The 18209-nt window shown below is 52.9% G+C and carries 17 protein-coding genes; 2 read left to right on the plus strand and 15 right to left on the minus strand.

All coding sequences use genetic code 11. The annotated features are described in order from the left end of the window. Positions 1–7 precede the first annotated feature (7 nt). From hisJ to pdxB, 12 genes are all read right to left on the minus strand, one after another. Positions 8–802 carry a histidine ABC transporter substrate-binding protein HisJ gene (gene hisJ, locus SF2385; RefSeq protein NP_708191.1) on the minus strand — a complete coding sequence of 265 codons (795 nt, stop codon included), beginning with the start codon at positions 800–802 and terminating at the stop codon, positions 8–10. A 220-nt stretch (positions 803–1022) separates the two neighbouring features. Further along, complete coding sequence (argT, locus tag SF2386; protein ID NP_708192.1) at positions 1023–1805, minus strand: lysine/arginine/ornithine ABC transporter substrate-binding protein; 783 nt, start codon at positions 1803–1805, stop codon at positions 1023–1025. Positions 1806–2070: 265 nt separating this feature from the next. Beyond that, positions 2071–2640: a 3-octaprenyl-4-hydroxybenzoate carboxy-lyase gene (gene ubiX, locus SF2387; protein ID NP_708193.1), complete on the minus strand. Its 570-nt coding sequence runs from the start codon at positions 2638–2640 to the stop codon at positions 2071–2073. 94 nt (positions 2641–2734) lie between these two features. Beyond that, positions 2735–4252: an amidophosphoribosyltransferase gene (purF, locus tag SF2388; RefSeq protein NP_708194.1), complete on the minus strand. Its 1518-nt coding sequence runs from the start codon at positions 4250–4252 to the stop codon at positions 2735–2737. A 36-nt stretch (positions 4253–4288) separates the two neighbouring features. Continuing rightward, positions 4289–4777, minus strand: a complete 489-nt coding sequence (gene cvpA / locus SF2389; protein ID NP_708195.1) for a colicin V production protein — start codon at positions 4775–4777, stop codon at positions 4289–4291. Positions 4778–5035: 258 nt separating this feature from the next. After that, positions 5036–5671 carry a lipoprotein gene (dedD, locus tag SF2390; RefSeq protein ID NP_708196.4) on the minus strand — a complete coding sequence of 212 codons (636 nt, stop codon included), beginning with the start codon at positions 5669–5671 and terminating at the stop codon, positions 5036–5038. A gap of 16 nt (positions 5672–5687) precedes the next feature. Continuing rightward, positions 5688–6956, minus strand: a complete 1269-nt coding sequence (gene folC / locus SF2391; RefSeq protein NP_708197.1) for a bifunctional folylpolyglutamate synthase/ dihydrofolate synthase — start codon at positions 6954–6956, stop codon at positions 5688–5690. A 69-nt stretch (positions 6957–7025) separates the two neighbouring features. Next, the gene (gene accD, locus SF2392; protein NP_708198.2) at positions 7026–7940 is read right to left on the minus strand and encodes an acetyl-CoA carboxylase carboxyltransferase subunit beta; all 915 of its coding nucleotides are present in this window, start codon (positions 7938–7940) and stop codon (positions 7026–7028) included. Positions 7941–8095: 155 nt separating this feature from the next. Continuing rightward, on the minus strand, positions 8096–8755 hold the full coding sequence (gene dedA, locus SF2393) for a hypothetical protein (protein NP_708199.1): 660 nt from the start codon (positions 8753–8755) through the stop codon (positions 8096–8098). 82 nt (positions 8756–8837) lie between these two features. After that, positions 8838–9650, minus strand: coding sequence for a tRNA pseudouridine synthase A (truA, locus tag SF2394; RefSeq protein NP_708200.1), 813 nt, complete (start codon positions 9648–9650; stop codon positions 8838–8840). Further along, the gene (gene usg / locus SF2395) at positions 9650–10663 is read right to left on the minus strand and encodes a semialdehyde dehydrogenase (RefSeq protein NP_708201.1); all 1014 of its coding nucleotides are present in this window, start codon (positions 10661–10663) and stop codon (positions 9650–9652) included. Before usg ends, truA begins: the two co-directional genes overlap by 1 nt. A 65-nt stretch (positions 10664–10728) precedes the next feature. After that, positions 10729–11865, minus strand: coding sequence for an erythronate-4-phosphate dehydrogenase (gene pdxB, locus SF2396; protein ID NP_708202.1), 1137 nt, complete (start codon positions 11863–11865; stop codon positions 10729–10731). 98 nt (positions 11866–11963) lie between these two features. On the opposite strand from pdxB, the gene flk reads away from it, so the two are divergent. Continuing rightward, positions 11964–12959: a flagella biosynthesis regulator gene (gene flk, locus SF2397; RefSeq protein NP_708203.1), complete on the plus strand. Its 996-nt coding sequence runs from the start codon at positions 11964–11966 to the stop codon at positions 12957–12959. Here flk and SF2398 read toward each other — a convergent pair. Together SF2398 and fabB are read right to left on the minus strand one after the other, a co-directional pair. Beyond that, complete coding sequence (locus SF2398) at positions 12956–14134, minus strand: transporter (protein NP_708204.2); 1179 nt, start codon at positions 14132–14134, stop codon at positions 12956–12958. The genes flk and SF2398 overlap by 4 nt on opposite strands. Before the next feature lie 254 nt (positions 14135–14388). Then, on the minus strand, positions 14389–15630 hold the full coding sequence (fabB, locus tag SF2399; RefSeq protein NP_708205.1) for a 3-oxoacyl-ACP synthase: 1242 nt from the start codon (positions 15628–15630) through the stop codon (positions 14389–14391). 98 nt (positions 15631–15728) lie between these two features. Here fabB and SF2400 point away from each other — a divergent pair, with 98 nt between their 5' ends. Then, the gene (locus SF2400; RefSeq protein ID NP_708206.3) at positions 15729–17795 is read left to right on the plus strand and encodes a peptidase; all 2067 of its coding nucleotides are present in this window, start codon (positions 15729–15731) and stop codon (positions 17793–17795) included. Between the two features lie 120 nt (positions 17796–17915). Here SF2400 and SF2401 read toward each other — a convergent pair whose 3' ends face one another. Further along, complete coding sequence (locus SF2401; RefSeq protein ID NP_708207.1) at positions 17916–18194, minus strand: hypothetical protein; 279 nt, start codon at positions 18192–18194, stop codon at positions 17916–17918. Positions 18195–18209: the final 15 nt, after the last annotated feature.

The raw sequence follows: 18209 nt of genomic DNA on the forward strand, positions 1-18209 counted from the left end.
CTTTCTTTCACCGATGGCGATTAACCACCATAAACATCAAAATCGAAGTATTTTTCGCTAATTTCTCGTAAGTACCGTCAGCGCGCATTTCGGCAAAGGCTTTGTTCAGTGCCTCGCGCAGTTCGTTATCTTCTTTACGCAGGCCCATGCCGGTCCCTACGCCAAACAGTTTTTCATCTTTAACAGACGGACCACCGAATTTGTAATCTTTACCGACGGGTTGTTTGAGGAAACCTTCGCTGGCAGCGACCTCATCCTGGAACGCGGCATCAATACGTCCGGCAGTCAGGTCAGAATAAATGTTGTCCTGCCCCTGATACGAGACGATTTCAATGCCTTTTGGTGCCCAGTGTTCATTACCGAACGTCTCCTGGGTGGTGCCCTGCAATACGCCTACCCGTTTGCCTTTCAGCGACTCGACTGTCGGCTGAATGTCAGAATTTTTCGCCACCACCAGACGAGAATCGGCAGCGTACAGTTTGTCGGTGAAGGCAATTTCTTGCTGACGTTTTTCCGTAATGGAAAGCGATGACATGATGGCGTCAATCTTCTTCGCTTTTAAGGACGGGATTAACGCATCCAGCGGGTTTTCGACAAACGTACATTGCGTATTGATGCGCTTGCACAACTCCTTCGCCAGCTCGATATCGAAACCAACCAGTTCGCCTTGTGAATTTTTTGATTCAAATGGCGCATAGGTCGGGTCGGTACCGATGCGGATGTTTTGCGGAATTGCAGCAAGTGCCGCAGTTGCGCTGGAGAAGGCCAGAACCAGAGAGAGCGATAGCACCAGTTTTTTCATAATGTCCTCAACTGACAGTCTTTTTATAGGGAATATTTACAGGTTTGTTACACTTATCGTGCCATAAAATTGACCATCAAGGCAAAATATCCCGCCCCGTTAGACGTATTATTTTTCATTAAAAATGCTTAAGTATGCATTTCAATGCACCACGATAGTGCAACAAACCTGGCGTGCACCATGATGATCATTCCATCAGGTACAGCTTCCCAGCGACGTATCAGTCACCGTAGACATTAAAGTCGAAATACTTTTTCGCCATCTTGTCGTAGGTGCCGTCCTGACGCAGCTCGCCAAGCGCCTTATTGAAGGCAGCCGTCAGTTCAGCATAATCTTTACGTAGCCCTACACCGGTGCCATCACCGAAGTATTTTTTGTCTTTTACTGATGAGCCAGCAAAAGCGAAATCTTTACCAGCAGGTTGCTTGAGGAATCCTTCGCTGGCAGCAACTTCATCTTGTAACGCAGCATCCAGACGTCCTGCAGCCAGATCGGAATAGACCAAATCCTGGTTGGCATAGGCCACCACATCCACGCCTTTACTACGCCAGGTCTCGTTAGCGTAAGCTTCCTGGGTTGATCCCTGCAGCACACCAACATGTTTACCTTTCAGTGAATCCAGCGTTGGCTGAATCGGTGAACCTTTGGCAGCAATCAAACGAGAATCTGCGGCGTACAGCTTGTCGGAGAAGGCAATCTCCTGCTGACGTTTATCGGTAATGGAAAGCGACGAAATAATAGCGTCGATTTTTTTCGCTTTCAGTGAGGGGATCAGCGCGTCAAAGTCACTGGCAACCCAGGTACATTTCACCTGCATCCGTTTGCACATCTCGTTACCGAGATCGATATCAAAGCCAACAAAATCACCTTTAGCATCTTTCGACGAGAACAGCGCATAGGTGGTATCGGTTCCGATACGTACCGTCTCCGGTAGCGCCGCATAGCTGGAAGCCGCTGCGGAGAGACCGACTAATAAAGACAGAGCGAGAATCGACTTCTTCATACATAACCCTCAAGTGAAAATGGCTTTTTTATGTTGTGTATTGTGTTGTGTGTTTGCAGGCTCTTTCATGCAGGTCTTATGCCATCTTGACGACAACAGTAACATTCAACGTTAAATATGTTAATAAGACATTGCATTATTGTCCTGAAGTTGAAGATAGCAGGTATAGCGGTTGAATCGCAGCGTTTCGATTGAATGGCAGAAACAAAATGTCGAGGATTTGATCGCGGTTGCAAAATTGCCCTGAAACAGGGCAACAGCGGAGTTATGCGCCCTGCCAGCGGGCAAAGAGATCTTCAGGAAGGGTTATTGCAAACTGGTCAAGAACACGATTAACCGTCTGATTTATCACATCATCAAGGGATTGCGGGCGATGATAAAACGCCGGAACGGGAGGCATAATCACCGCACCGATTTCTGCCGCCTGAGTCATTAAACGCAGATGGCCTAAGTGCAATGGTGTTTCACGCACGCAGAGCACCAACGGGCGACGCTCTTTCAGCACCACATCTGCCGCACGGGTCAGTAAGCCATCAGTATAGCTATGGACAATGCCGGACAGGGTTTTGATTGAACAGGGTAAAATCACCATCCCCAGCGTCTGGAAAGAACCGGAAGAGATGCTGGCGGAAATATCGCGCGCATCGAGCGTGACATCAGCTAATGCCTGCACTTCGCGCAGGGAAAAATCCGTTTCGAGGGATAAGGTCTGGCGCGCCGCCTGGCTCATCACCAGATGCGTTTCGATATCTGTGACATCGCGCAGAACCTGTAATAAGCGCACGCCATAAATCGCGCCGCTGGCACCGCTGATGCCTACAATGAGTCGTTTCATAAATAGTTGCCCTGTCAGACTTGCAGGCAGACTTTGCAGTATTTCGGCGGGAGTTGCAAGTCAGGGTGCCAGACCGGCACCCTCAGCGAAGGCATCATCCTTCGTTATGCATTTCGAGATTTTCCACTTCGTTCTGACGTTGCACTGCTTTGGCGTCATCATTACGTAACGTATCGAGGAAATCGAGGTAGCCCTGATCAACATCTTTGGTGACGTAGACGCCGTTGAACACCGAGCATTCAAACTGCTGGATATCCGGATTTTCAGCGCGAACGGCGTCGATCAGATCGTTCAGATCCTGGAAAATCAACCCGTCAGCACCGATGATCTGGCGAATTTCATCAACTTCGCGACCGTGAGCGATCAGTTCCGTGGCGCTCGGCATATCAATACCATAAACGTTCGGGAAGCGAATTTCCGGTGCCGCAGAAGCGAGGTACACTTTCTTCGCTCCGGCTTCGCGTGCCATCTCGATAATCTGCTCAGAAGTGGTGCCACGGACGATGGAGTCGTCGACCAGCAGGACGTTTTTATCGCGGAACTCGGCGCGGTTGGCATTCAGTTTACGGCGCACGGACTTACGACGCAGCTGCTGGCCCGGCATGATAAAGGTGCGGCCAACATAGCGGTTTTTAACGAAGCCCTGGCGGTACGGTTTGCCCAGAATACGAGCAATTTCCAGCGCGATATCACACGAGGTTTCTGGGATCGGGATCACCACGTCGATATCCAGATCTTCCCATTCGCGGGCAATTTTCTCGCCCAGTTTCGTGCCCATATTCACACGCGCGCTGTAAACGGAAATTTTGTCGATAAACGAGTCCGGGCGGGCAAAGTATACATACTCAAACAGGCACGGATTGCTGACCGGATTGTCAGCACATTGACGGGTAAACAACTGCCCTTCTTCAGTGATGTAAATCGCTTCGCCCGGCGCGACGTCACGCAGGAAATCAAAGCCCAGCGTATCGAGCGCTACGCTTTCGGAAGCGACCATATATTCTGTACGGTTCTCGTCAATATCACGTTTTCCCAGTACCAGCGGACGAATCCCGTTTGGATCGCGGAAAGCAACCATACCGTGGCCGATAATCATCGCCACACAGGCATACGCGCCGCGGATTAAGCGGTTTGTGGCAGCAATGGCAGCGAAAATATTGTCGGCTTCCAGCGGGTAGTGGCGGAAGTTGTCCAGCTCGCTGGCGAAGATATTAAGCAGAATTTCCGAGTCGGAAGTGGTGTTGATGTGGCGGCGTTTTTCTTCAAACAGTTTTTTACGCAACTCGTGAGCGTTGGTCAGATTGCCGTTGTGGGCAAGCGTAATGCCATACGGGGAGTTAACGTAAAACGGCTGCGCTTCAGAGGCGCTGGAGCTGCCAGCCGTAGGGTAACGCACATGACCAATGCCCATATTGCCCTGCAAACGCTGCATATGGCGAGCTTCAAATACATCGCTCACCAGCCCGTTCGCTTTACGCAAACGGAAGCAGTTATTGGCATCTATGGTGATGATGCCGGCGGCATCCTGACCGCGATGCTGAAGCACCGTTAAGGCATCATAAATCGACTGGTTAACCGGCATAACACCGGCGATACCGACAATACCGCACATACGTCTTTTTCCTCGTTAAGCCACATCTCAGAGCACTTACGCTCTGGGCAAGAAACTTGACGAGCTTTGCAGATAATCAAAAAACCATCTGATGATAAAACTGAATTGCGGGATCAGCTGTGATTTGCTCCAGTCTTCACTTTTCGACACCCCGGTAAAGGAGTCGAGAAAGAAGAGAATGGCGGCAACAATCAACACACCGCGCAACGCACCGAAACAGACGCCCAGCACCCGATCGGTGCCTGACAACCCCGTTTTCTCCACCAACTGGCCTATCACGAAGTTCACGATAGCACCAACGATCAGGGTAGCGATAAACAGTACCGCGATGGCAATCCCATTTCGAACCAGTTCGTCTTCAAAGCCCGTAAACCAGACTGACAGGTAAGTGTAGTAATGACTGGCAACAAAGAAAGCACAACCCCATGTCACCAGCGATAACGCTTCACGAACAAAGCCGTGGATCAGGCTAACCAGAGAGGAAAAAGCAATCACCGCGATTATGGCGTAATCAATCCAGACCATATGTGTCCCACGATTTTACGCCCTGTCATCCTGTTCGGGGCGCATTCTAACAGAAAAAGAAAACGTTTGCGTAGGGATTTCCTTCCCGCGCATCAATAAAAATGGCGCTGAAAAAATATTCAACGCCATCGACTTTTTATGCCTTTGCGGCATCGTGCAATGCGTGTCGGATGCGGCGTAAACGCCTTATCCGACCTACGGTTCTAACACTGCCCAAGCCTGATAAGACGCGCCAGCGTCGCATCAGGCAAGACTGTATTAATTCGGCGTATAGCCCATTACCACGCCACTTAAGCCAGAAAGTTGCTTCAACTCACCCAGCGAACCTTTCAGCTTATCTTTCGAGGCATCCGGCCCAACCAGAATACGGGTAATTTTACCCTGCACTGGCGTGGATGGCGACGTATAAACCCGATAACCGGCACCGCGCAGCTTACCGACAATCTCATTCACTTTATCGGCATTTTTCAGCGCACCCAGATGCACAACATAAGCTTTACCCGTTGGCGCTGCTTTTTCTTCCACGACCGGCTTCTGTTGTGGCTTCCGCGCACGTGGTACTTCAACCTTTGGTTTAAGCGGCTCCACCGGTTTCCGCTTCGGTGGGGCGACCGGTGCATGTTCCGGTTGAAACTCCGAGTTATTGGCTGCAGATAGGGACGGATCGAGCGACGGTGCTGCGGCATCACCTGCCCGCACCTCTTCCGCTGCGCCTTCCGGCGGCTGCGTCGGCAACGCCTGGGTGGCGGCTGGCATCATATCAGGCTCATCACGATCGCCCGCTTTCGGCACCAGCGGGATAGCCGCGAACTCATCCTGATAATGTTTTTTCTGCCCGTCCAGCAGCCCTGGAAGTACAATCACCCCCAGCGCCACCAGCACGATCGTGCCCACTAACCGATTCTGAAACTTACTTGCCACCGCTTCTCCTCGCGTCAATCACTTCCATGACATGTGCGACCGTGTGGAAAGAACCACACACCAGCACGGTGTCTTCCGCTTTAGCGTCCGCCATTGCGGCATCCCATGCCTGCGCAACGCTATCAAATGATTTGCCGTTACCCAAATGCTCAAGCAGTTGTTCTGCCGTGGCACCGCGCGGCCCTTCCAGTGGCGCACAATACCAGTCATCAACCACGCTTTTCAACCAGGCCAGAGTTCCGGCAATATCTTTATCATGTAGCATACCGATAACCGCCAGCACGCGCCCGTTTTTCGGTAGCGCTTTCATACGCCCGGTGAGATATTCCGCCGCATGTGGATTATGCGCGACATCAAAAATAACGCGTGGCGACTCGCTCACAATCTGGAAACGTCCCGGCAAAATTGCGCTGGCAATCCCGTCGCGAATGGCATTTTCACTGACTTCCAGCCCGCTGGCACGCAGTGCCGCCAGCGCCGTTGCGGCATTCGGTTGCGGGACAAGCGGCAACGGCAGATTTTCCAGCGTGCCGTGAGCATCGCTAAACGCCCAGTCATGATCGGTGACGGAATAGTTCCACTCAACGCCCCGACGTTGTAACAGTGCACCTTTTTCCTGCGCCACATCAGCAATGGTAGAAGGCATTTCCGGCTCACCGACAATTGCCGGTTTTTCGCTGCGGAAGATGCCTGCTTTCTCGAGACCAATACTTTCGCGATCTGGACCCAGCCAGTCGGTATGATCCAGCGCAATACTGGTTACTACCGCGACATCGGCATCGACAATATTGGTTGCGTCCAGACGACCGCCCAGCCCTACTTCCAGAATCACCACGTCAAGTTGTGCCTGCTTGAACAGCCACAACGCCGACAGCGTACCGTACTCGAAATAGGTCAGGGAAATATCACCGCGTGCCGATTCAATCTCCGCAAAAGAGGCGGTGTGGGCCGATTCCGGCAATTCCTGGCCCTGCACACGTACGCGCTCGGTATAACGCACCAGATGAGGCGAACTGTAGACGCCCACTTTGTACCCTGCCGCCATCAGAATCGACTCCAGCGTACGGCAGGTGGTGCCTTTGCCATTCGTACCCGCAACGGTAAACACAAATGGCGCTGGTTTCAGGACGCCAAGACGCGCCGCGACCTGGCTCACGCGCTCAAGGCCGAGATCGATAGTTTTACTGTGCAGGTTTTCCAGATAAGAAAGCCACGAAGCCAGAGGCGACGCGGCTTGAGGAGTGCGTTTGATAATCATGGTATCCGCTGATTCGTTACGGTGAGAATAGCAAAAGGGCAGAGCCAGTGGCCCTGCCCTTATCAGTTATCAGGCCTCAGGTTCCTGATCCGGTACCGGGGGTACCACTACGCCTTCACGCGGCGCTTCAGGATTCGGCGCTGGCAGATTCATCAACTTCGCCAGAATGCTCGCCAGTTTCAGGCGCATTTCCGGACGACGGACGATCATGTCGATCGCGCCTTTCTCGATCAGGAATTCACTGCGCTGGAATCTAGGCGGCAGTTTTTCGCGAACGGTCTGTTCGATAACACGCGGACCGGCAAAGCCGATTAACGCTTTAGGTTCAGCGATGTTGAGATCGCCCAGCATGGCGAAACTTGCAGAAACACCGCCCATCGTCGGGTCGGTCAGCACGGAGATGTACGGCAAGCCGCGCTCCTGCATTTTTGCCAGTGCCGCAGAGGTTTTCGCCATCTGCATCAGCGACATCAGTGCTTCCTGCATACGTGCGCCACCAGAGGCGGAGAAGCAGATCAGCGGGCAGTTATCTTCCTGCGCCTGCTCAACGGCACGCACGAAACGTGCACCCACAACAGACCCCATTGAACCGCCCATAAAGGCGAACTCGAATGCCGCAGCGACAACCGGCATTCCATACAGAGTGCCTTTCATCACCACCAGCGCATCTTTTTCGCCGGTTTCTTTCTGCGCAGATGCCAGACGGTCTTTATACTTCTTGGAGTCACGAAACTTCAGCTCATCTTTCGGCTCAAGCTCGCTACCCAGCTCCACAAGGCTTCCTTCATCTAACAGGCTATGCAGGCGATTACGCGCTGTCATACGCATGTGATGGTCACACTTCGGACAGACCTCAAGATTACGTTCCAGCTCAGCGCGGTATAAAACCTGACCGCAGCTATCACACTTAGTCCACACCCCTTCAGGAATGCTCGCCTTGCGGGTGGGAGTAATGTTGCTTTTAATTCGTTCAATCCAGCTCATTAGGGACCTTTCTGTCTGAACCTGGTTCGATGCCAGTTTTATCTTTGGGGACGCATAATGCCATTTTTGCCCCCAACAGACCATGAATGTTGCACATTAAAACATAACAGCCCGAAACTTTGGATAAAAAAGTGGTCGAACCGCGGAGTTACTTTTTATTTTGCGGCGCGTGCCGCAGCGCGTTTGTGACGGATTATTTCGATGACGCCCGGCAAAATAGAAACCACAATAATCCCGACGATCAGCAGCTTAAGGTTATCCTGAACCATCGGGATTGTACCGAAGAAATAGCCTGCGTAGGTAAAAAGCAGTACCCACAACAGTGCGCCGATCACGTTATAAGCAGCGAAATGACGGTACGACATGTGGCCCATTCCCGCAACAAACGGGGCGAACGTTCTGACGATCGGCACAAAACGGGCGAGAATAATCGTTTTGCCGCCATGTTTCTCATAAAACTGATGGGTTTTGTCGAGATAACTGCGACGGAAAATTTTCGAATTGGGATTACTGAATAACTTTTCACCGAACAACCGCCCGATAGTGTAATTGACCGCGTCACCCACAATCGCGGCGATCAGCATCAGCACTACCATCATATGGACGTTGAGATCGTTGGTTTCCAGTGATGCCAACGCTCCGGCAACAAACAGCAATGAATCACCCGGTAAAAACGGCATTACCACCAGACCGGTTTCACAGAACAAAATTAAGAACAAAATGGCATAAACCCAGACGCCGTACTCCGCGACTAGCTCTGCCAGATGCACGTCAATGTGCAGGATAAAATCGATGAGGAAATAAATCAGGTCCATATTTGCCTATGCCTTGTACTCGTCATCTTTCAGGCTGTAACTACGTTGGCTACAGCCTGAAATGTTCCGAGCATTATTCTCGTTAGTCCGCCAGAAATAGCGGGCCCATTGGCGGTTTTGGAAGATCATACCGGTCAGGGTAATCCACCGCGACCAGATACAGCCCTTCCGCTTTTGCCGTTGCTGCCGCCAGCGTTCTGTCCTTTGCCGCCAGCAACTCTGCTATCCAGCTCTCCGGCTGGTTGTGGGCACCGACTTCCATCAGGCTGCCGACAATATTCCTGACCATATGATGTACAAAGGCATTCGCTTTGATATCAACCACCACATAAGGACCGTGACGCGTGACATTAATATGCATAACGTTGCGCCACGGGGTTCGGGACTGGCACTGCACCGCACGGAACGAGGTGAAATCATTCTCGCCCAGCAAGCATTGCGCAGCCCGATGCATCCGTTCAGCGTCCAGCGGTTCGTAAAAATGGGTTACCCCTTTACTCAGTACCGCCGGGCGCAGCCGATGATTGTAGATGATGTAGCGATAACGGCGAGCCGTGGCGCTAAATCGGGCATGAAAATCATCAGGTACAGCTTTAACCCAACGCACGGCGATGTCACCAGGTAAATTCGCATTTACGCCCAAGGTCCACGCCGCGTCTTTGCGCTGCGCGGTTGTTTCGAAATGCACCACTTGCCCGGTACCGTGTACCCCTGCGTCAGTACGCCCGGCGCAGAAGACGGTGATGGGTTCGTTCGCCACCTGGGAGAGCGCCTTTTCCAGCTTCTCCTGCACACTGCGGACTTCATTCTGCCGTTGCCAGCCGTAATACTTACTGCCGTCGTACTCAATGCCCAGCGCAATTTTATAAACTGGCAGTTGTTGCTGGTCGGACATTAGTACAGATACTCCTGCACCAGTTTCTCGGCGATTTTTACTGCCATCAGCGCGCCGCCAAAGCGAACGTTATCGGCCACCGACCAGAACTGGACTTGCTCCGGCATACCGTAGTCATTACGCACGCAGCCAACAGAAAGATGCGGCGTACCCGAAGCATCCCCTACCTGAGTCGGGAATTCGTTCTCTTCAGAGAGCACAATATCTTCGCCCTGAGCAAACGCATCACGCGCTTCTTCTGCCGCCAGCGGACGCAGTGCTTCAAAGTTGACCATCTGGGCATGACCGTAGAATACCGGTGCCTGGACGACGCTTGCCGAAATCATCAGCCCTTCGTCCTGCAGGATTTTGCGTACTTCGTCAACGATACGACGTTCTTCACGCACGCTACCTTCGCTATCCGGCAACAACGGCAGCATATTGAACGCCAGTTGACGACCGAAGAAATCTTCTTCGTCAATCGGAATGCCGTTGAGCAATTTCGCACTCTGCCCCGCTAACGCATCGACCGCTTTTTTGCCCTGGGCGGAGGCTGAAATCAGGCTGGTAACACTGATACGCGACAAACCGCCCTGATCGATTAACGGTTTCAGTGCCGCCAGCAGCTGGCTGGTCAGACTGTCTGGTACGGCGATGACATTCCGGTTGCGGTAATCGGTCAGTACAAACGGGTTTACTTCCGGCACCACCAGCGGTACGTCGGGTTCGAGAGCAAACAGTCCGCTGCTGTCGATCACCAGGCAACCTGAGTTGGTCGCTTCTTCAACCCAGGCAGCGGTAGCTTCTTTGCCTGCGACAAAAAATGCCAGCTGCGCCTGCGTCCAGTCGAATTCAGCGGCATCCTGCACGGTGATTGTTTTACCACCAAAGCGCAGTTGTTCGCCTGCGCTTTCGTTACGTGCCAGTGCATAAATTTCCCCAACCGGGAACTGACGTTCAGCCAGCGTTTCAAGCAGGGCTTCGCCCATAGCGCCAGTTGCGCCCAGGACGGCAATGTTCCAGCCTTCAGACATGGTGGTTTACTCCAGAAATAGCAAAGCTCCCTGCCAATGTTACAGCAGAGAGCATGAAGAAGAGATTAACGTGCCGGATGATGAACGGCGTTAAAACCCAGTTTACACAGCAATGATGCCGCACTGGCGTCATCACAAATTACATACAGAGATGACCATTCACGGCGCTCAAGATAGTTTTTGCGTAGTTTATCGAACTCACCCGGTATCCCGGCGACTTTACGCAGCGGTGCGTCATCGCGGCGCACATCATACACCAAATGCACCAGCCTTTTCAGCGTCGGTTGATCGAGCGGACCATGCAGCGTAATGCGGCCAAACTCAGGCGCGGGCAGCAACGTATCCAGCGCAACGTGTTGTTCATGCCCAATAAACTTGCTATAGGCTTCAAACACTTGCGTCGTGCCACGCGCTTTACCCTCCAGGGTATAGCCTGCGATATGCGGCGTGCCGATATCCACTTTTGTCAGCAATTCCACATTAAGTTCCGGCTCGCCTTCCCAGACATCCAGCACCACGCTTAACTTCTGGCCTTCATTCAGGCAGGTCAGCAGCGCGGTATTATCGACGACTGCGCCACGGCAGGCGTTAATCAGAATCGCTCCGGGCTTCAGGCTACGGATCAGTTTTTCATCCGCCAGATGTAGCGTTTTGTACGGACCATCTTTAAAGAGTGGCGTATGGAAAGTCAGAATATCCGCGCGCTGGACTAACTCATCCAGCGAGCGGAAATCACCCTCATCCCCACGGTCGGCGCGAGGCGGATCGCAAAGTAAGGTTTTAATCCCTAACGCTTCCAGTCGCGCCTGCAATCGACGTCCAACGTTACCAACGCCCACGATCCCCACCGTACGGTCGTGCAGTGAAAATCCATCGCGTTCGGCAAGCATCAGCAGGGAGGAGAAAACATATTCCACCACCGCAATCGCATTACAGCCAGGTGCAGCGGAAAAACCAATTCCCGCCTGCTTCAACCATGCTTCATCGACATGGTCGGTCCCCGCAGTGGCAGTTCCAACAAATTTAATGGGTTTTCCTGCCAGCAAAGATTCATTCACTTTCGTGACCGAACGCACCATCAGCGCATCCGCGTCTGCCAGTTGAGCGACGGGGATTGGACGCCCGGGAACCGCGATCACCTCACCCAAACGGCTAAATAAGTCGCGGGCATAAGGCATATTTTCATCAACAAGGATTTTCACGTTTGTGTTACCTGTATGAGACGAGAGTTAACCGGACAAGTATGCCATAATCTCGCGGCCAGGCATACTTGCGAAGATTTCAGGTATAAGGATACGTAATGATACAACCTATTTCCGGCCCTCCTCCTGGGCAGCCACCAGGTCAGGGAGATAACCTGCCGTCTGGCGCGGGCAATCAGCCTTTATCCAGTCAGCAACGTACTTCGCTGGAAAGCTTAATGACGAAAGTGACCTCACTGACGCAACAACAAAGAGCAGAACTGTGGGCGGGTATCAGGCACGATATTGGTCTGTCGGGAGATTCACCGCTGCTTTCGCGTCACTTCCCTGCCGCTGAGCATAATCTGGCGCAACGTCTGCTGGCCGCGCAAAAAAGCCATTCTGCCCGCCAGCTTTTAGCGCAATTAGGGGAGTATTTACGTCTGGGGAATCATCGTCAGGCGGTCACGGATTATATCCGTCATAACTTTGGTCAGACGCCGCTGAATCAGCTCTCACCGGAGCAATTAAAAACCATTCTCACCCTGTTGCAGGAAGGGAAGATGGTTATTCCGCAACCACAGCAGCGCGAGGCGACCGACCGTCCTTTATTACCGGCGGAGCACAATGCGCTAAAACAGCTGGTGACCAAACTTGCGGCGGCAACGGGGGAACCCAGCAAACAGATCTGGCAATCGATGCTGGAACTTTCCGGGGTGAAAGATGGCGAGTTAATTCCAGCGAAACTGTTTAACCATCTGGTGACCTGGCTACAGGCGCGTCAGACGCTAAGCCAGCAAAATACGCCGACGCTGGAATCACTACAGATGGCGCTAAAACAACCTTTAGATGCCAGTGAACTGGCGGCGTTATCGGCATATATCCAGCAAAAATATGGCCTTTCTGCGCAATCATCGCTTTCTTCTGCCCAGGCCGAGGATATTCTTAATCAGCTTTATCAACGGCGGGTTAAAGGGATTGATCCGCGTGATATGCAACCGCTGCTTAATCCTTTTCCACCGATGATGGACACGTTGCAAAATATGGCAACGCGTCCCGCGCTGTGGATACTGTTAGTCGCGATTATCCTGATGCTGGTCTGGCTGGTTCGTTAACCCCGACGAAATGACAGTATCGTGACAATAATACCCAGCACCGCAGAGATCGCCCCGGCAAGAAATACCGAAGAGTAACCAAACGTGGTCGCCAGCATTCCCGCCAGCGGCCCGGAGACGCCGAGGGCGATATCCTGAAACGCGGCGTAACCGCCCAGTGCGGTGCCGCGAACTTGTGAGGGGACGCGTTTAACCACCTCCACGCCCAGCGCAGGAAAGATAAGCGAACATCCGGCTCCGGTTAACGCCGCGCCCGCTAATGCGACCCATGCACCTGGGGCTTGCCAGAGCAGCAACAAGCCCACCGTTTCTACAAGCAGAGAGACAATCGCCACTTTCACGCCGCCAAAACGGTCCGGCATCCAGCCAAACATGACGCGCATCACGACAAATGCGCCGCCAAACGCGGTAAGAGTAAAGCCCGCCATCGCCCATCCTTTGCTGGCAAAGTAGAGCGAAACGAAAGTCCCGATAACCGCAAAACCAACGCCTTGTAGTGCCAGCCCTAACCCTGGTTTCCAGATAAGCCCGACAACGCTCCACAGCGATGGACGTTCTCCCGCCAGGGCCGGTACTTTGCGCACTGTGCCGTTACAGGCCCACGCCAGTAAGGGTAATACCATTGTGGTGATCGCCAGTGCGGCAAAACCGTAATGGCTATGAATCAACAGGCCAAGCGGCGCACCAACAGCGAGGGCACCGTAAATCGCCATTCCGTTCCATGACATCACTTTGCCAGAGTGTTTTGGCCCTACGATGCCTAACCCCCAGGTCAGAGCGCCTGTCAGTAACTGGCTTTCACCAAACCCAAGAATCAAACGCCCGATGACCAACAGGGCAAATTTGAACGGTGCGGAGACAGGCAAAATCGCCGCCAGCAGCAACGCGCCGCCAGCCAGACCACAAGCTAACATCCCCTGAAGCGCCGAACGTTTTGCGCCATATTGATCGGCCAGTCGCCCGGCGTAACCACGCGTCAGCACCGTAGCCAGAAACTGAATCCCGACGGCAATGCCGACCATGGTATTGCCATAGCCCAGATCATGATGAACAAACAGCGGGATAACCGGCAACGGCAACCCTACGGTCATGTAGGTGAGAAAAACCGCAAAAGAGATGCGGAAGAGCGAAAAACTGGCAGAAGATCGTGTTTCGGTTTGGCTTACAGCAGTCATGCATTACTCCAGAATGCAGCGCAAGGCGAGGAGTATCCCCGTCTCATCTCTCTGGTTTCAGGGTTACGGTGCGTTGGCAGGATTTAACGCGTACGTCTTTTCAGAAGGAAATCGACAAAGCGGGAAGTTTGCCTAGAACTGGTGGCGATTGTCAATGATGTGAAAAAGGGAACCATCAGGTTCCCTTTTGCGTTAGTGCCGGAGGCCGCATTGGCGCGTAACGTCGGATGCGACGCTGGCGCGTCTTATCCGACCTACTCCGGCCTACTGCGAATTAATCTTTTCAGCTTGCGCATTACCAGCGTGGCGTTGGTGCCGCCGAAGCCGAAGCTGTTAGACATAACAGTGGTCAGTTCGCGATCGGTCGTTTCGGTCACGATGTTCAGACCCGCAGCCTGCTCGTCCAGCTCTTCAATGTTGATGCTCGGGGCGATAAAGCCGTGTTCCAGCATCAGCAGAGAGTAGATAGCTTCCTGCACACCCGCAGCGCCCAGTGAGTGACCGGTCATGGCTTTGGTTGCAGAAATCGCCGGGCTCTTATCGCCGAACACTTCACGGATAGCTGCCAGCTCTTTCACGTCGCCAACCGGAGTCGAAGTACCGTGAGAGTTCAGGTAATCGATTGGGGTATCAACGCCATGCATCGCCATCTGCATACAACGTACTGCGCCTTCGCCAGACGGAGCAACCATGTCTGCACCATCAGAGGTTGCGCCGTAGCCAACGATTTCAGCATAGATGTAAGCACCACGCGCCAGCGCGTGTTCCAGCTCTTCAACCACTACCATACCGCCGCCGCCAGCGATAACGAAACCGTCACGGTGAGCGTCGTAAGTACGGGAGGCTTTTTCCGGGGTGTCGTTGTATTTAGTAGATAGCGCACCCATCGCGTCGAATTCGCAGGCCATTTCCCAGCACAGCTCTTCGCCGCCGCCAGCAAACACGATGTCCTGTTTGCCCAGTTGGATCTGCTCTACTGCGTTACCGATACAGTGTGCGGAAGTCGCACACGCGGAGCTGATGGAGTAGTTAACGCCATGAATTTTAAACGGCGTGGCGAGACAGGCAGAAACGCCGGATGCCATCGCTTTAGTGACCACATACGGGCCAACCGCTTTCAGGCCGCGCGGGCCGCGCATTGCGTCAGCGCCGAACACCTGGAAACGCGGGGAACCGCCGCCGGAACCTGCAATCAGGCCAACGCGCGGGTTATTCTGGTAAGCTTCCGGAGAGAGGCCCGCATCAGCGATTGCCTGCTCCATAGAAAGGAATGCATAAATGGATGCGTCGCTCATAAAGCGCACAACTTTGCGGTCAATGAGGCCAGTGGTATCCAGTTTTATGTTGCCCCAGACGTGGCTACGCATGCCGGAATCCTTCAGCTCCTGAGAGAAAGTGATCCCTGAACGTCCTTCACGCAGAGATGCCAGGACTTCCTGCTGGTTATTACCGATGCTGGAAACAATGCCCAGGCCAGTAATCACTGCACGTTTCATTCAATACCTCTGTAAGTCGCACATAGAGTAAGTTTCGAATGCACAATAGCGTACACTTGTACGCCGAACAAGTCCGATCAGCCATTTAATAGAGATATTTGCGCAGCCTTACACACATCGCTAAGATCGAGCCACCGCCTGTAAGACGAGTAACTTACGTGAAACACTACTCCATACAACCTGCCAACCTCGAATTTAATGCTGAGGGTACACCTGTTTCCCGAGATTTTGACGATGTCTATTTTTCCAACGATAACGGGCTGGAAGAGACGCGTTATGTTTTTCTGGGAGGTAACCAATTAGAGGTACGCTTTCCTGAGCATCCACATCCTCTGTTTGTGATAGCAGAGAGCGGCTTCGGCACCGGATTAAACTTCCTGACGCTATGGAAGGCATTTGATCAGTTTCGCGAAGCGCATCCGCAAGCGCAATTACAACGCTTACATTTCATTAGTTTTGAGAAATTTCCCCTCACCCGTGCGGATTTAGCCTTAGCGCATCAACACTGGCCGGAACTGGCTCCGTGGGCAGAACAACTTCAGGCGCAGTGGCCAATGCCCTTGCCCGGTTGCCATCGTTTATTGCTCGATGAAAGCCGCGTGACGCTGGATTTATGGTTTGGCGATATTAACGAACTGACCAGCCAACTGGACGATTCGCTAAATCAAAAAGTAGATGCCTGGTTTCTGGACGGCTTTGCGCCAGCTAAAAACCCGGATATGTGGACGCAAAATCTGTTTAACGCCATGGCAAGGTTGGCGCGTCCAGGCGGCACGCTGGCGACATTTACGTCTGCCGGTTTTGTCCGCCGCGGTTTGCAGGAAGCCGGATTCACGATGCAAAAACGTAAGGGCTTTGGGCGCAAACGGGAAATGCTTTGTGGGGTGATGGAACAGACATTACCACTCCCCTGCTCCACGCCGTGGTTTAATCGTACGGGCAGCAGCAAACGGGAAGTAGCGATTATCGGCGGTGGTATTGCCAGCGCGTTGTTGTCGCTGGCGTTATTACGGCGCGGCTGGCAGGTAGCGCTTTATTGCGCGGATGAAGCCCCCGCACTGGGTGCTTCCGGCAATCGCCAGGGGGCGCTGTATCCGTTATTAAGCAAACACGATGAGGCGCTAAACCGCTTTTTCTCTAATGCGTTTACTTTTGCTCGTCGGTTTTACGACCAATTACCCGTTAAATTTGATCATGACTGGTGCGGCGTCACGCAGTTAGGCTGGGATGAGAAAAGCCAGCATAAAATCGCACAGATGTTGTCAATGGATTTACCCGCAGAACTGGCTGTAGCCGTTGAGGCAAATGCGGTTGAACAAATTACGGGCGTTGCGACAAATTGCAGCGGCATTACTTATCCGCAAGGTGGTTGGCTGTGCCCAGCAGAACTGACCCGTAATGTGCTGGAACTGGCGCAACAGCAGGGTTTGCAGATTTATTATCAATATCAGTTACAGAATTTATCCCGTAAGGATGACTGTTGGTTGTTGAATTTTGCAGGAGATCAGCAAGCAACACACAGCGTAGTGGTACTGGCGAACGGGCATCAAATCAGCCGTTTCAGCCAAACGTCGACTCTCCCGGTGTATTCGGTTGCCGGGCAGGTCAGCCATATTCCGACAACGCCGGAACTGGCAGAGCTGAAGCAGGTGCTGTGCTATGACGGTTATCTCACGCCACAAAATCCGGCGAATCAACATCATTGTATTGGTGCCAGTTATCATCGCGGCAGCGAAGATACGGCGTACAGTGAGGACGATCAGCAGCAGAATCGCCAGCGGTTGATTGATTGTTTCCCGCAGGCACAGTGGGCAAAAGAGGTTGATGTCAGTGATAAAGAGGCGCGCTGCGGTGTGCGTTGTGCCACCCGCGATCATCTGCCAATGGTAGGCAATGTTCCCGATTATGAGGCAACACTCGTGGAATATGCGTCGTTGGCGGAGCAAAAAGATGAGGCGGTAAGCGCGCCGGTTTTTGACGATCTCTTTATGTTTGCGGCTTTAGGTTCTCGCGGTTTGTGTTCTGCCCCGCTGTGTGCCGAGATTCTGGCGGCGCAGATGAGCGACGAACCGATTCCGATGGATGCCAGTACGCTGGCGGCGTTAAACCCGAATCGGTTATGGGTGCGGAAATTGTTGAAGGGTAAAGCGGTTAAGGCGGGGTAATCTGCTCTCGCAGTGTTTGCCGGATGCGGCGTGAACGCCTTATCCAACCTACGTGTGACGTGTAGGCCTGATAAGACGCGATAAGCGTCGCATCAGGCATGGTGCTCCAGACGCCGCAACTTACAGCTGTGACGCCTGCTGAAACAGGTTTTCCCACATATCGGTCACCAGCGCCTGGTCACGCGGCGACAATTCACCGGCACCAATGGCTTTTTCCAGACTCTGGCTAACGGTCGTATGCACCGCCTGAGCGGAGTGGTCATCACCACTTTCCAGTTCTGCGATGGCTAATGTCAGGTGGCCACGCAAATACCCACTGGCAAACAACTCATCATCACTGGCATGGTCAACCATGCCGTCGATTAATGCCAGAATGCGTGATTCAAACTCCGCGATCATCTTCTTTCCTCATTG

The organism is Shigella flexneri 2a str. 301 (assembly GCF_000006925.2).
Classification (GTDB): domain Bacteria; phylum Pseudomonadota; class Gammaproteobacteria; order Enterobacterales; family Enterobacteriaceae; genus ECMA0423.

Excerpts from the sequence above, each read along its gene's own strand:
- hisJ (NP_708191.1), bottom strand. The coding sequence starts at position 802 with ATGAAAAAACTGGTGCTATCGCTCTCTCTGGTTCTGGCCTTCTCCAGC.
- purF (NP_708194.1), bottom strand. The coding sequence starts at position 4,252 with ATGTGCGGTATTGTCGGTATCGCCGGTGTTATGCCGGTTAACCAGTCG.
- ubiX (NP_708193.1), bottom strand. The coding sequence starts at position 2,640 with ATGAAACGACTCATTGTAGGCATCAGCGGTGCCAGCGGCGCGATTTAT.
- SF2401 (NP_708207.1), bottom strand. The coding sequence starts at position 18,194 with ATGATCGCGGAGTTTGAATCACGCATTCTGGCATTAATCGACGGCATG.
- accD (NP_708198.2), bottom strand. The coding sequence starts at position 7,940 with ATGAGCTGGATTGAACGAATTAAAAGCAACATTACTCCCACCCGCAAG.
- flk (NP_708203.1), top strand. The coding sequence starts at position 11,964 with ATGATACAACCTATTTCCGGCCCTCCTCCTGGGCAGCCACCAGGTCAG.
- fabB (NP_708205.1), bottom strand. The coding sequence starts at position 15,630 with ATGAAACGTGCAGTGATTACTGGCCTGGGCATTGTTTCCAGCATCGGT.
- truA (NP_708200.1), bottom strand. The coding sequence starts at position 9,650 with ATGTCCGACCAGCAACAACTGCCAGTTTATAAAATTGCGCTGGGCATT.
- folC (NP_708197.1), bottom strand. The coding sequence starts at position 6,956 with ATGATTATCAAACGCACTCCTCAAGCCGCGTCGCCTCTGGCTTCGTGG.
- dedA (NP_708199.1), bottom strand. The coding sequence starts at position 8,755 with ATGGACCTGATTTATTTCCTCATCGATTTTATCCTGCACATTGACGTG.
- SF2398 (NP_708204.2), bottom strand. The coding sequence starts at position 14,134 with ATGACTGCTGTAAGCCAAACCGAAACACGATCTTCTGCCAGTTTTTCG.
- cvpA (NP_708195.1), bottom strand. The coding sequence starts at position 4,777 with ATGGTCTGGATTGATTACGCCATAATCGCGGTGATTGCTTTTTCCTCT.
- usg (NP_708201.1), bottom strand. The coding sequence starts at position 10,663 with ATGTCTGAAGGCTGGAACATTGCCGTCCTGGGCGCAACTGGCGCTATG.
- argT (NP_708192.1), bottom strand. The coding sequence starts at position 1,805 with ATGAAGAAGTCGATTCTCGCTCTGTCTTTATTAGTCGGTCTCTCCGCA.